The organism is Coraliomargarita parva, assembly GCF_027257905.1.
Classification (GTDB): Bacteria; Verrucomicrobiota; Verrucomicrobiia; order Opitutales; family Coraliomargaritaceae; genus Coraliomargarita_A; species Coraliomargarita_A parva.
This window is the reverse complement of the sequence record NZ_JAPZEI010000004.1, coordinates 254493-268147: the sequence shown is the minus strand read 5'-3', so window position 1 is coordinate 268147 and position 13655 is coordinate 254493. Positions and strand designations below refer to the sequence as shown.

10 protein-coding genes are annotated in these 13655 nt (G+C 55.7%); 8 read left to right on the top strand and 2 right to left on the bottom strand.

Annotated features, from left to right (window positions below):
• Nucleotides 1-37 precede the first annotated feature (37 nt).
• From O2597_RS07515 to O2597_RS07495, 5 genes are all read left to right on the top strand, one after another.
• Nucleotides 38-1006: a sugar phosphate isomerase/epimerase family protein gene (locus tag O2597_RS07515; RefSeq protein ID WP_269523714.1), complete on the top strand. Its 969-nt coding sequence runs from the start codon at nucleotides 38-40 to the stop codon at nucleotides 1004-1006.
• A gap of 9 nt (nucleotides 1007-1015) precedes the next feature.
• Nucleotides 1016-1621, top strand: coding sequence for an acyltransferase (locus tag O2597_RS07510; RefSeq protein WP_269523712.1), 606 nt, complete (start codon nucleotides 1016-1018; stop codon nucleotides 1619-1621).
• A 229-nt stretch (nucleotides 1622-1850) separates the two neighbouring features.
• Nucleotides 1851-2678, top strand: a complete 828-nt coding sequence (locus O2597_RS07505) for an SUMF1/EgtB/PvdO family nonheme iron enzyme (protein ID WP_269523710.1) — start codon at nucleotides 1851-1853, stop codon at nucleotides 2676-2678.
• A 47-nt stretch (nucleotides 2679-2725) separates the two neighbouring features.
• A complete protein-coding gene (locus O2597_RS07500; protein WP_269523708.1) occupies nucleotides 2726-3493 on the top strand; it encodes a carbohydrate-binding family 9-like protein in 768 nt (255 codons plus the stop codon).
• A gap of 6 nt (nucleotides 3494-3499) precedes the next feature.
• Nucleotides 3500-6010: a sodium:solute symporter family protein gene (locus O2597_RS07495; RefSeq protein ID WP_269523706.1), complete on the top strand. Its 2511-nt coding sequence runs from the start codon at nucleotides 3500-3502 to the stop codon at nucleotides 6008-6010.
• A 601-nt stretch (nucleotides 6011-6611) separates the two neighbouring features.
• Here the strand turns inward: O2597_RS07495 and O2597_RS07490 are convergent.
• The gene (locus O2597_RS07490) at nucleotides 6612-7670 is read right to left on the bottom strand and encodes a GntR family transcriptional regulator (protein ID WP_269523704.1); all 1059 of its coding nucleotides are present in this window, start codon (nucleotides 7668-7670) and stop codon (nucleotides 6612-6614) included.
• 76 nt (nucleotides 7671-7746) lie between these two features.
• Complete coding sequence (locus O2597_RS07485; protein ID WP_269523702.1) at nucleotides 7747-9105, bottom strand: sulfatase family protein; 1359 nt, start codon at nucleotides 9103-9105, stop codon at nucleotides 7747-7749.
• 172 nt (nucleotides 9106-9277) lie between these two features.
• Here O2597_RS07485 and O2597_RS07480 point away from each other — a divergent pair, with 172 nt between their 5' ends.
• From O2597_RS07480 to O2597_RS07470, 3 genes are all read left to right on the top strand, one after another.
• Nucleotides 9278-10024 carry a PEP-CTERM sorting domain-containing protein gene (locus tag O2597_RS07480; RefSeq protein WP_269523700.1) on the top strand — a complete coding sequence of 249 codons (747 nt, stop codon included), beginning with the start codon at nucleotides 9278-9280 and terminating at the stop codon, nucleotides 10022-10024.
• Complete coding sequence (locus tag O2597_RS07475) at nucleotides 10024-10764, top strand: type II secretion system protein (protein ID WP_269523698.1); 741 nt, start codon at nucleotides 10024-10026, stop codon at nucleotides 10762-10764. The genes O2597_RS07480 and O2597_RS07475 overlap by 1 nt, the downstream gene beginning before the upstream one ends.
• Before the next feature lie 153 nt (nucleotides 10765-10917).
• On the top strand, nucleotides 10918-13512 hold the full coding sequence (locus tag O2597_RS07470) for a DUF4838 domain-containing protein (protein ID WP_269523697.1): 2595 nt from the start codon (nucleotides 10918-10920) through the stop codon (nucleotides 13510-13512).
• Nucleotides 13513-13655: the final 143 nt, after the last annotated feature.

Sequence of the window (13655 nt, the reverse complement as noted above, 5' to 3'; positions counted from 1 at the left end):
GAATCGAGGTGGCCATTTCATCAACAAAGGATACCCCATGAAAAAGCGACGTTACTCCGTCATTCTAGGCAACCTCGGCAATACCTGCGACCGTTTTTGCAGCCAGTATAAAAACAACCCGCCCGCGCTGGAGATGCTCCAAGCCGCGGCGGAAATTCCACACGTCAGCGGGATCGAGCTGGTCGGCACCTGGGATATCCGCCCGGACAACGCCGCCGAAATGAAGCGGATGTTGTCCGATCTCGGACTTGCCTGTGTGTCGATCATACCCGACCTGTTTTCGAAGCCGGAATTTGCCAAGGGCGCCTATTCCAACCCTGACGGCAAAAGCCGGCAGCTGGCCATCGACGAAACCCGGCGCATGTGCGACATCGCGCTCGATCTCGGCTGTGAAATGCTGAACCTGTGGCCCGGGCAGGACGGCTACGATTACCTGCTGTCCACCGACTACGAGAAGGAACGCGAGTTGGCCTGCCAAGCGATCGCAGAGCTCGCCACGGCCTATCCCACGCTTCGCTTTGCGCTTGAATACAAGCCCAAGGAGCCGCGCACACATTGCTATCTGGCTCGCATGGCGGACACCATCCTGATGGCTCAGGAAACGGCTTGCTCCAACGTGGGCGTGACGATGGATGTCGGCCATTCCTTTGTGGCGGGTGAAAATCCGGCCGAGGCGGTTGTGCTCGCGCGGCGGGCCGGGAACCGGCTCTTTCACATGCACTTCAACGACAATTACCGGTCCTGGGATGACGACATGATCGTGGGCTCGGTCCACACGACCGTCTATCTGGAGCTGCTCTACTGGCTCGACCGCTGCGGCTATGACGGCTGGATCTCAATGGACCAGTATCCCTATCGTGAGGACGCGGTCGGCGCGATCGGCGAGAGCATCGAGTGGCTGGTGAAGTTCGATGCTATTCTGGAGGCCAACCGTGAAACATTTGACGAACTGCTGGCCCTTGGGAACCCCGTGGAAACCTCCAGGGCCCTTCGTGGCATGCTTTGATATTTTAATATGAACTTCTTAAAAATTCAAAATTGGTATCTCGGTCAGAAAAACCGGATCTATACACAACTGGTCCGTGGTGGCTTTGGTTCCTTCGGGCAGGGATGCACCGTGCAGGCCACGATGCGCTGCACAAACCCCGGCAGTATCCATCTTGGCGACCGGGTGTTCATCGGTGCGGATGCGTGGATTGACTGTTTTGCCGGATATCCGCCCAGCGGACAAAGCTTTACGCCGCGCCTGGAGATCGGCGACGGTACCATGATCGGCTATCACAGTCACATCATGGTCGTCGGGCAAATGAAGATCGGCAAAAATGTGCTGATCGCGGACAAAGTCTATATCTCCGATAACCTGCACGGCTTTGAAAACATAGATCTGCCGGTTTTCGAGCAGCCGCTGACGCACCGCCCCGTCGTGATTGAGGACGAAGTCTGGATCGGCGAAAACGCCTGCATCCTTCCCGGCGTTACCATCGGCCGCCACAGCGTGATCGGCAGCAATGCCGTGGTGACCAAGGATGTGCCTCCCTACGCGGTGGTCGGCGGGGCACCGGCCAAAGTGATCCGTCAATATGACGAGGCGACCGGCAAATGGGGCAGGGCGTCGGCTTGACAGTTGTCTCCTCGGTTAGGCATCTGATGCCGGCTTTTTCTTGAACCGTCAATTAACGTTAATTAACGGTTGAACTCCTCTTTTTTAGGCTTTGAGGGCGGCACAATGTCCTTGACCCTCTCGGATGATAAATACTATCATTATATTTTAATGATGATTACTCTCTAACAAAGGTTTTATGATGAAAATGAAATTTGTGTGCGCGCTTGCGCTGCTAACGGGTCTATTGGTGTCTAGAGTTCAGGCGGATACCTTTGTGCCGACGCCCGGAGGGGCCAATACGTTCGAAATCAAGTTCGTGGATGTTCGCAATCCGGGTAACGAGTCGAACCGGAATGAAAGTAACACGCTCACCGGTAAGGGGGCCGTGCCTTACGCTTACCGCATGGGAGTGACTGAGGTGACCCGGGCGCAGTTCAGTGCGATGCTCAAGGTCTTAGGGGATCCCGCGATTTCCGGAAACACACCCATCGACGGCTACTCCGGTTACTGGATGATGTATTACGTCAACTGGCTGAACTCGGGCTGTTCGACCGATCCCTCTTCTTTGCTCAACGGCGGCGTTTATAACATCGTTAAATTCGGAGGGCCCGTTCTGCCCTGGAATGGGGCCGACCAGTTTGATAATGGGGACGGGACCAAGAATAAATGGCGCCACAAAGACGCGAAGTATTTTTTGCCGACTGTGGATGAGTGGGTAAAGGCAGCGATGTATGATGGCCGTGGTTATTTCGTGTTCCCGACCTCTTCCAATGCCAAGCCGCTGAAGGATGGTGACGGGGATCCCTCGGCTGTCAATTCGGCCAACTATGAAACCACCGGGACGATCGATGTTGGCTCCTTCCCGAATACGAAGAGCCCATACGGCTGTCTCGATATGGCGGGGAATGCTTGGGAAGTGCTGGAAATGAGCCAGAGTGCGACGGATGCCGGCACCCTGTTCCGGGCCGGTGGGAGCTATATCCATGGTGGTCCCTGGCTGAATAATGTCCTCGCAATTGAGATTACCTCCACTGATGACGAGAAGGGGATCGGTTTCCGAATTGCGGCTCGCTAGAATTCAACTGGCACCGTTTATTACCACTCGCGGCGCAGATGCAGAAGATGAGCAAATTTGAATACATGATTGGCTTGGCAGCGCTGTCGTTGATGGCGGTCGGCTGTTCCCGTCAGCCGCTTGCAGCGGCCACGGTGGAAAGTCCTCCTTATCGATGCCAGACAGCCGGCAGCCCGGTCGTGATTGACGGACGGATTGACGAAGCTGCGTGGGATCTGGCCGAACCGATCACGACATTCTATGCCTTCCTCCCGGCTGATGCCACCGAGCTGTCGGCGACGGAGGCGCGGGTCCTGTGGGATGCGGACTACCTGTATGTATCCATCGTTTGCACGGATACCGATATCTGGTCCTATTCCGATGAGCCGGACAGTGATCTTTGGCTGGGGGACGTCGGCGAGTTTTTTGTGAAGCCGGATGGTGACAAGCCGGTCTATTACGAGTTTGTTGTCGCACCGAACGGCACCTTGTTTGATGCGCGCTATCCCAGCCGCGGGGCAGGTGGTGCCAATCGCTTCAAAACCTGGTCCTCCGGGGCTCATGTCGCCACGTCGGTCGACGGCACGGACGGAGACCTAAGCGACGAGGATCGCAGTTTCACCATCGAGATGGCGATTCCTTTGACCGCTTTCGAGGGGGCCACTGTTCCCGCTGATAGCGTGACGTGGACGTTTAATTTTGGTCGTTACGATTTCTCGAAGCATTTCGAGCAGCCCCTGTTGCTGATGTCGATGCCCGAGTCACCGCGCAACGGATTTCACTACTATGAAGGCTACACGGATCTAGTGTTTTCGAAGGGTCTGGAATCGAAATAAAGTATTATGCACTGGATTGATTGGCTGATTGCACTTTGCCCCCTGTTGTTGGTGGCAGTTATCGGGTTCTACTCGCAACGTTTCGTGAAGGGTGTCTCCGACTTCCTGTCGGCGGGGCGCGTGGCGGGGCGGTATGTGGTGGCCGTCGCCGGTGGCGAGGCCGCGATGGGGCTGATCAGTCTGGTGGCCATGTTCGAGATGTATTATAGCTCCGGGCTGGCCTACAGCTTCTGGAATGCGATCGCCGCGCCCTTGAGTATGATCTTCCTGCTGACCGGCTACTGCACCTACCGCTACCGCGAGTCGCGGGCCATGACGATGGGGCAGTTCTTCGAGATGCGCTACAACAAGTCGTTCCGCATCTTCGCCGGGTTCCTGCAGGCCCTCTCCGGTGTGATCAATTATGCGATCTTTCCTGCGGTCGGTGCCCGCTTTCTCGTCTATTTCTGCGACCTGCCGCTGATCGTTTCGCTGGGCGGATGGGAAATCCCCACCTTTATGCTGATCATGGCGATCTTCCTATCGGTGGCCGTGTTTGTGGCGACGATCGGCGGGCAGATTACGATCATGACCACGGACTGCGTGCAAGGCATCCTCAGCTATCCGATGTATGCCATCGTCGTGATCTATCTCCTTACGCAATTTTCATGGTTCAACGACATTGTGCCGCCGCTGCTGAACCGTCCGGATGGCACGAGCTTTCTCAACCCCTTCGATATTGCGAAGTTGAGAGACTTTAACCTCTTTTACGTCGCGGTCGGCATTTTTGCCCAGATCTTCAACCGGATGGCCTGGTCGGGCACGCAGGGCTACAACTCCGCCGCCCGTGATGCGCATGAGCAGAAGATGGGGGGCGTGCTGGGTATGTGGCGCTCCGGATTTTCGACCATGATGTATATCCTCCTGGCCGTGTGCGCCTATGCCTTCCTGAATGGGGATCGGCATGCCGATGAGGCCGCAGCCTGCCGCAATGAGCTGGCCGCCAAGGCGATGGCAGATGTGACCCTGCAGAGCGATCCTGGTGGCGTGCGGGAAGATTTTGACGCTTATTTGGCCACGGGGGAAATGTCGCCCGAGATGGTCGAATACATTGCACTGGCCGATCAAAAGAATGCGGAACGTGCCGCCGAGATTCATGCTTCCAAGGTTCGTTGGGGGTTGGTCGAAGCAGTTGAATCTAGCTCTGATTCGCAGGTGCCTGCCGGCGAGCCCGTGCAGGCGAATTTGGACTTGGTCAAGGATGTCGGTGTCAAGGCGCTGCGCGGCAGCGGTGAGGCGACCGGTGAGGCGGTGTCCGGTCAGACCTTTGCCACCATCTTCGGCCAGATGCGCGTGCCGATGGCCCTCAAGTCGATTCTCCCCATTGGCGTGGCCGGTGTCTTTTGTGCACTCTGCGTTTTCATGCTGATCTCGACGGATACGACCTATCTCCACAGCTGGGGCGGTATCATTGTGCAGGACGTCATCCTGCCGCTTCGTCGTAAGCCCTTAACGCCTCGACAGCACCTCAACCTCCTGCGGATCATCATCGCGCTGGTGGCGCTGTTCGCCTTCCTGTTCTCCGCCTTCTTCAGTCAGATCGACTTCATCGTGATGTTCTTCGCGATTACCGGTATGATTTGGCTCGGTGGGGCGGGGCCTTGTATCGTGGGCGGGCTCTATTGGAAACGTGGCACTTCTGCCGGTGCCTTTACCGCGCTGATTACGGGCTCCACGCTCGCGGTCGCCGGGATCATTTGCCAGAAGACATGGGAAACCGGCATCTACCCGTGGCTGGAGTCGCGCGAGCTGGTCGGCACCGTGGCGGTCTGGCTTACGAAACTTTCGGGACCGTTCCAGCCCTACATCGTCTGGGAGATGTCGCCGACCAAGTTCCCGATCAACTCTCAGGAGATGTATTTCTTCGCCATGGTTCTGGGGATTGCCGGCTATATTGTTGTTTCCCTGCTGACCTGCAAGACGCCGCACAACATGGATCGATTGTTGCACCGCGGGAAGTATCACCGTGAAGGCAAAGTCGTGGAGCGCGAAAAGCTGACTCTGCGTGGGGCACTCAACAAGCTGATCGGTATCAACTCGCAGTATACGCGGGGCGACCGGATCATCGCACGTTCAGTCTTTATCTATTCCTTTGTCTGGGGCTTCGGTAGTTTTGTCGCCATCGTGATCTGGAACAACATCTCACCCTGGCCGAAAGAGTGGTGGGGCACTTGGTATTTCATCACGACGATTGTGGTCTCTGGTGCCATCGGTGTGGTTTCGACTTTCTGGTTCACCTGGGGGGGGATCCGCGACATGCTGAGAATGTTCAAGGACCTGGAAGGTCAGGACAGCAATATCCTCGATGATGGGCGCGTTATGGATGGCGTCAGCGCCGACGATGTGGCCTTGGTCGAGCAAACCGATCACGTTACGATCGAGGAAGCGCACATCGAAGAGCATGCCCTGGAAGAGGCGCTCGAAAAGAAGCACGACGACGAGGAACTCAAGAAGCTCAAGAAGCAATTAGGAGAGTAACCCGCCCGCTGCGCTCGAGTGCGCGGAGAACGCGAAGGCTGGAGACGGCTTTGCTCTCGGCGAATCTTAGTTAGATTGATTTTTTAGGTAGCGCAGCACCGCGTGCCTCGAATGGCACTACTTTAAGGACAAATTGAAGGGTTCCTATTGCAACAAAGCGTCGCTCGTAGTGGCTGCTTTAGCTGCCATATTCAGCATCCTAAGCCGGGCCGGGTCGATGGCGACTGAAGTCGCCACTACGATAAGAAGCTTAAAGTAGTGCCATTCCCGCGTGCCTCGGCGTAGCCCTCAGGCGAAGACGGGTCCCCGGTGCGCATTACTTTAAGGGCAATTTTAAGGATTCCTGTCGCAACAAAGCGTCGCTCGTAGTGGCTGCTTTAGCTGCCATATTCAGCATCCTAAGCCACCTCGGCTCGATGGCGACTGAAGTCGCCACTACGATAAGAATCTTGAGCTAAGCCATTCAGGACGCACCAGCGCTACCATTTTTCACCAGCTTAGGCCACTTAACCAAGTAGAACTTGGCGAAATGAGTTTTGTAAACCGTTAATTAACGTTAATTTACGTAAATTGACGGTTCAATCTGTCCGGCAAGTGTGCTTCAGGAGAGGGCGGGCGCCTCGGAAGAAAGTTGGATTGTCGCGGAATGCTGTCGGATGACGGGCTTAATCCGGATTTCCCGATAGCGAGGAACTTTCTGATCGAGCAGTGAGAAGAAGAGTTCTACCGCTTCTTCCGTGACGGATGTGCTGAACTCGGTGCCGACGATGCGTGAGAGGCGGGAACTGATCCGCTCCTCTTCGCCCACGACGCCGATCTTCAGCTTGGGCATGTAATCGCACTCCCACAGGCATGCCAACAGGTGCGAATAATTGCCTTCCTGCACCACCAGTGCGTCGTATTTTTCCTGGTTGGCCGAGAGGAAGTTCATGATCATCGTCTCTTCCTGCCCCACGATCGGCCAGACGACGTCGGAATCACGCACGTCAAGAGCATGGGTCTGGCAGGTTTCCATGAAACCCTTGTGAATCTGCTGCCCCGGATAAAAGCTCGGTTCGGAGCAAACCAGTCCGAGTTTGCGCAGGCCTTGTCCGGCAAAGTGCTCAGCCATGACCTTACCGGCTTGCTTCCAGTCGTAATGGACCGAATTGGTCTCGCGGGTCAGTGCATACTCGCCGATGACCACGACCGGCACGCCATAGTTATCGAGGCATTTGAGCCACTCGTCATTCACCCAGCCGCTGATAAATACGCCGCGCAGATTGGCCAGTTCCTCTAAAATCGCGCTGTCCGGTGTCTTTTTCGCCACAAAATAGCGCATCTTGTAGCCGCGCTTGTAGAGCAGTTTGCGGAGCACCTCCAGTTGCGTGGGCGACGGATAGCTCCACTGGTCCACCGCAAGAAAGCCGATTGCTCCCAGTTTCTCCCCATTGGAGATGCGTGATTGGACAAAGGTTCCCCGGCCCTGGAGTCGTTCAATGACTCCTTCCTCGCTCAGTTCCAGCAGAGCCCGTCGGAGGGTGATCATGCTCACATCAAACATTTCCGATAGTTCCTTTTCGGGGGGGAGCTTGTCGCCCACGTCAAGGCCTTCTTTACCGATGTAGCTCAGCATCTTTTGCTTCGCGCGGGTATATTTCGGAATGCTTAATACGCTCATGGTGTTATAAATAGTGCTTATCTCGGTATATTCAATATGTCAATATAATCATATACACACAAAAGTAACAAGACACTCAGTCCTCGTAGGGCACGGTTAAGTTCTCCTTGTCCAGTATATATCCCCATTGCTCAATGTATTCCATTCCCGGCAGGAATTGGTCGTTCTCGGCCTCAAGTTTCCTCTGCAAGGCGGCCTCCAGCTCCGCTCGAATGGCCGCAAAATCAGGGTTGGCGATCTGGTTCTGTAGTTGGAAGGGGTCGGTTTCGTTGTCGTAAAGAAGCCAGGGGCCCGAGAGATCACGCACATAGGTGTAGCGGCGGGTGCGGAGACCGCGATATTCCCTCCCGTCGTGGTGGGTGGAGGACCATTGGCCGAAGGGGTGGGGACAGGTGAGCAGGACCGCGTCGCCGTCGGGATTGTCACCTCCCCTGATGTGTCCGGAGAAGTCGACGCCTTCAACGCACTCGGGAACCGGCAGGCCACACAGACCGAGCAGGGTGGGCATGACATCCTGGGTATTGATCAGCGCATCGGTTTCGCGCGGCTGCCATCCCTCTAGATTCGGATAGCGCAGCAGGAAGGGCACGCGGATGGATTCGTCCCAGGGTTGTTGCTTCTTCGTGCGGCCATGGGAGCCCAGCATGTCGCCGTGGTCGGAGGTAAAGAGCACGATCGTGTCTTCGGCGATTCCACAGGCATCCAGGGTTCGAAGGAGACTGGCCATGCAGTCATCCAGGGCCGAGCAGTGGGCATAATAACCTGCCAGCCATTCACGAGCTTCAGGAGCGGCTTGTTCCGGGACGTTGGGGCGCAGTTTGATGCTATCGGGCGTGTAGAGCGCCTTGTAGCGCTCGGGCGCCGTTTCATAGGGAGCGTGCGGAGGGCCCCAGGAGAGCATCATAAAGAAGGGCGCTTCGCTCTCCGCATGGTCGCGGATATAGGCTTCTGCGTCCGCGGTCTGGGCTTCGGCGTCGTAACCCTCCCAGTAGAGCATCTCTTCCGAGTCATTGGCGTAGTAGGCCGAATGGTTGTAGTCGTGCGTGCACTCCAGCACCTTCCAGTAGTCGAAGCCTAAACGGCGTTCCTTGGGGATGTAGCGTGTGCGCCCTCCGGCATTGACGTGCCATTTGCCGATATAGGCGGTGTCGTAGCCGCCGCTGGCAAAAGCTTCGGCAATACTGGTGCCTTTGGGGTGGAGTGGGACGTCGTTCACAAATAAGCCGTGGGTGAGGGGGCGCTGACCCGTTAAGAAACAGGCCCTCGCGGGGGTGCAGACCGGGCAGCCCGCCACCGCATGGCTGAAGTTGACGCTTTCGGAGGCAAAGGCGTCCAAGTGTGGAGTCAGGACGTTCGGGTCTCCTGTGTAGCCCAAGGCTTGCTGCCGCCATTGGTCGCCAAACACAAAAATAATATTCGGTCTTTTTTTCTTCATTTTCCGATTTTTTGTTGACTAAAGATCCTAAGATACTGTTTATAGTATCTATTAGCCTGTTAACAAGTCCATATTAGGGCTAAAGCGAAAAAACTTAGGACAGTATCAAAATAGCTAGGTAACCATTCACCTAATCAAACCCTAAACATACAAAGAAAGGCAGAAGATCGGCATGAAAAACACAGAAACAGATACAACTTGGGCAAAGGAAATGATCGCGGAAGGTATGCTCACACGAGGTGTGAAGTGCATGGCCTTGGCTGCGTGTTTGGCGGGGGCAGCTTCCGTCGCGAACGCCGCATTGACGACGGGAACGAGCGAAGATTTTACGGCCAGTGAATTTAACGGTGGTGTCTACTCTGTGGACGATACGTTTACGGTAACACATGGTCTAGTCTTTACGGATGATGTGGACTACGCCCTCTGGGATCAGAGTAATGCCATTACAGAAGCGAGTAACCGTATTCGGTCCGGTAATACGGCTGATCCTTCTTTTGCTACTTGGAAAATTACAGTTCCTGAGGATATGGCCATCACTGGTTTTAAATGGGGGCTATCCGACCTGTATATTGTAAAACAAGTGAATCTTGACTTGGATGTCCGTTATAGCACGGATGGCACGAATTGGACAGTTGTGGAAAATTTTAATTATTCTAATGTTGCAACAGCCGGGTTTCAAGGAGCTCAGTCCTTTCAGGACCTATCCATCGTAGGCTCAAGTAGTGTGCTTTACGTTGGGTTTTCCCTTAATGAGGGCGATATTGCGTCAAATGCAGGTGATGGACTGTTCATTGCCAATGGGACAAATTCCTATTTTGAGGTGCAAACAGTAGCCATTGCCATTCCTGAGCCGGCGACTTTCGCGATTCTGAGCGGCGTTCTTGCTCTGGGCGCAGTATTCCTTAGAAGGAAGAAATAATGGGTTTCCGACCGAAAGACGCCGTGCGTCAGGCAGCTGGCTTCACTTTGCTTGAACTGCTCGGCGTCATCGGCATCATCGCAGTCCTGGTCGCGCTGTTGTTCCCCGTCTTCCGGCGGGTCAAAGACAGCGCGAACAGTGCGACTTGCGTGTCGAACCTACGCCAGTTTGGTGCGGCCAACGGCATGTATGCCGCCGATCATGACGGTTGGATGACGCCCTGTGTGAAGGCGGGACAATCATTTGTCACGAACTTTGGTGCCCAACGCATCATGTGGTTCGAGTCCCTCTTGCCCTATGTGGGAGGACCGGATCAAATTCCATCGGGTTTTGGCGATGACTTCGCCATGCCGGGGAGCTATTTCTGCCCCTCCTCGCAGATATTCGGTAGCGGGCAGGAAATTTTCGACAATAATGGCACGCCGGGCTTCCGCATCACCAGTTACGCTTACAACGCCCGAATCGGTGGATATACCATCTGGCATGGAGGGGCGATTGGCGATGCCTATGCGGATCGGAAAGTCTTCAATTGTCCCAATCCTGCCAAGATTGTGATGATGGCCGATTCAATCCGGGTTTACTTTGACCAAAATCAAAACAATTGGGAAAATGCCTTCCCCCAGCGCCATGCGGGGGGAGACAACGTCCTGTATGTGGATGGTCATGTCGACCGTATCGATGCATCCACTATTTCAAAGGAAGAATGGGAGGAGAACTTCCTGGTCCTGGGTTGGAGATAGCTATATCGTGCCACTTCAAGGGGCGGTGTTCTCGGGTTAGCCGCATTTAGGACTCCACTATTAAAAAGGACTAATGGTGGCAGGCTTTCTTGCCTGTCATCTTATCGTGCCGTCCTCGGGCGGCACAGTCAAAATTAGTAACGAATTAGAGAAATGGATTATAAACGTATTTTTTCCGGCAAGCGATCGTCGGTATTGTCCCTAGCTTGTCCGGAAACCGCAGTCGGTTTGACACGGTCTCATCGGGAACGACCAGCCAACGGACTTTCCGGGCGCCTTCTGGCTGCCATCACACTGATGGTGTTGACCTCTGCCAGCTGCAGCACAAATACGCATTCCGCAGTCGATAATACCGTCGCCGAGTCTACTCTGATTCAAGAGCAAGAAAACGAGCTCCTTCCCGCTACGGTTCAAGAGGAAGAGTCTGCTCCCGTCCAGCCCGCCGAGAAGGAACCGGAGGCGGTTCAGCTTCAGGAGCCGGCATCCGACGCTCCGCTTGCTTTGGTTCAAGGGCAGAAGACCGACTATGTCATCCTGCTGCCGGACGATCCTGCGCCCGCAGTCGCGACCGCCGGTCGTGAGCTGGCCGGCTATCTGCGGAAAATCACCGGCGTGAATTTCCCCGCCCGCACCGAGTCCGAGTTGACTGCCCAAGTGGGTGAGGGCGCGTCCTGGCCGCCGGTGCTGGCGGTGGGGCCGAGTCGCTTCGTCGACAAACTCCTGAAGGCAAATGAAATTGAATTAGGAGCTCCGGACGACGATTCGATTTATCTCCATACCCAGGGACCGAATCTCATCCTGACCGGATCGTCGGAACGTGCGGTCCTCTACGCTGCCTATACTTTTCTGGAGGATGCCTGCGGGGTTCGCTGGTGGTCCTCCAACGTGGAGCACGTTCCCCATAATACGTCCTTGTTGCTTCCTCAGTTGGATACTTTCTACACGCCGCGGATCAAATATCGTGACATCTACTACGCCGATGCCCGCACCAACCCGTTCTCCGCCCGCTTGAAGCTCAACGGGCACATGCAGCCCATCGGCTCGGAGCAGGGTGGTCATTACCGGATCATCGGACTGTGCCATACTTTCGAGCAATTCCTGCCCGGAAACCTCTATTTCGACGAACATCCCGAATGGTATAGCCTCCGCGGCGGGAAGCGCTTGAAGGAGGACAGCCAGTTGTGCCTGACCAATGAGGAGATGCGGAAAGAATTTACCAGAGTCGCACTGGAACGCATCCGCAAAGACCCGGAGGCGGGATACATCGGAGTCAGTCAGAATGACAACCGGAATGCCTGCCAATGCCCGGCGTGCCGACAGGTGGTCGCGGAGGAAGGGGCGGAATCCGGCGCGATCCTACGCTTCGTCAATGCCGTGGCTGCGGATATCGAGAAAGAATATCCTGACTTCAAAATCGTTACGTTGGCCTATCAGTATACGGAAAAGCCGCCGCGCATCACCAAGCCGCGCGACAATGTGCTTGTCCAGTTGTGCTCCATCGAGGCTTCGTTCGCACAGCCGTTGCTGACAGGTGAACAGAACCGCAGTTTCAGCGGGAACCTGAACAAATGGCTGGCGATCACCCCGCGCTTATTCATCTGGGACTACCTGACTAATTTCAGTAAATCGCTCGTTCCCTTTCCAAACTACCGGGTCATGGGCACGAATATTCACGACTTCAGTAACGCCAGTGTCGTCGGCATGTTCTGCCAGGGGGATTCCCTCTCGGTCACCGGTGATTTCCTTCTGATGCGGGCATGGGTCGTCTCGCACATGCTCTGGAATCCAGATGCCGACCCGGACGCCTTGCGGCGGGAATTCCTCACTGGCTACTATGGGGCGGCCGGCGAGTCTCTCGACGCCTATATGATGTTCCTCTGCGACGAGCTCGAAAAGTCCGGCGCGATCCTGAAGTGTGACCGTGGCGATACCTCGACTTGGCTGACGATGGAAGCGCTGAATGAGGCTACGAAATTCTTCGATCAGGCCCAGGAAGCCGTTGCCGGGGATCCGACCCTGAGCACCCGTTTGGAGATCGCGAGAATCACTTTGGACAATGCCTGGCTGGAATATTTGAAACGCAGCCCCGAGGATCCGATTACCAAGGCGGCCGATTATCGCGGCCCGCAGGACATCAGCGCCGCGATCGACGACTTTCTGGCCAAAACGGCAAAATACGGCACTCGCCACTATTCCGAGAGTGAAAAGTTCAGCTTTTACCGCGAGCGCCTGAAAATGTGGCAAGGCTCGCTGGGGCGGAAGTCGGCACCGTTGCCGGAGGGACTCCCTTCCGCCTCCGAAGTGCAGGTCGTTGGCCCATGGGATATCCGCATGTTTGCTGCCGGCCGTTGGACGGAGCTGGTCGACGAGGACAATGCGCCTTACGGCGGGGCAGTCCGGCTTTTCGGGAAATTCCATCAATGGGCGGTGCAATACCGTTTCCCCGAGTCGTTGTCCGGCGAGTGGGATCTGTATGCCGAGGTGCGCTGCGACGAGTTGGCGGGCTACACCGGCACCGGTATGAGTATCGGAATTCACGATGGTGTCTCGAAGCGGAATATTCTGGATGTCAAGGTGCCGGCTGGAGAGATCGCCGGCGGGAACTACACGCTGGTGCACCTGGGGACTGCGAAGATTAACCCGGAATGCTTCCTCTTCATGGCACCGGCAGGCAAACCTGAGCAGCCGGCTCCCGATCTCTATATGGGCCGGGTGATCTTGGTGAAGCCTGCGGCAGCGACGGAATAGTCGGCTTGTTGCTGCGCATGAACAATTCCGGCAACGGTGGCTGGCCAGTTCAGGAACGAAAAAGCTAATGATAGAGGTTTGAAAGAGACATTTGGCCTTCAAGACCGCTTAGTTAAAGCTTATTCCAGAAGTGCCCATTAGAG

Bases quoted from the DNA above. Each gene is read 5' to 3' on its own strand.
- O2597_RS07515 (WP_269523714.1), top strand. From the start codon at position 38: ATGAAAAAGCGACGTTACTCCGTCATTCTAGGCAACCTCGGCAATACC.
- O2597_RS07510 (WP_269523712.1), top strand. From the start codon at position 1,016: ATGAACTTCTTAAAAATTCAAAATTGGTATCTCGGTCAGAAAAACCGG.
- O2597_RS07500 (WP_269523708.1), top strand. From the start codon at position 2,726: ATGAGCAAATTTGAATACATGATTGGCTTGGCAGCGCTGTCGTTGATG.
- O2597_RS07495 (WP_269523706.1), top strand. From the start codon at position 3,500: ATGCACTGGATTGATTGGCTGATTGCACTTTGCCCCCTGTTGTTGGTG.
- O2597_RS07490 (WP_269523704.1), bottom strand. From the start codon at position 7,670: ATGAGCGTATTAAGCATTCCGAAATATACCCGCGCGAAGCAAAAGATG.
- O2597_RS07485 (WP_269523702.1), bottom strand. From the start codon at position 9,105: ATGAAGAAAAAAAGACCGAATATTATTTTTGTGTTTGGCGACCAATGG.
- O2597_RS07480 (WP_269523700.1), top strand. From the start codon at position 9,278: ATGAAAAACACAGAAACAGATACAACTTGGGCAAAGGAAATGATCGCG.
- O2597_RS07475 (WP_269523698.1), top strand. From the start codon at position 10,024: ATGGGTTTCCGACCGAAAGACGCCGTGCGTCAGGCAGCTGGCTTCACT.
- O2597_RS07470 (WP_269523697.1), top strand. From the start codon at position 10,918: ATGGATTATAAACGTATTTTTTCCGGCAAGCGATCGTCGGTATTGTCC.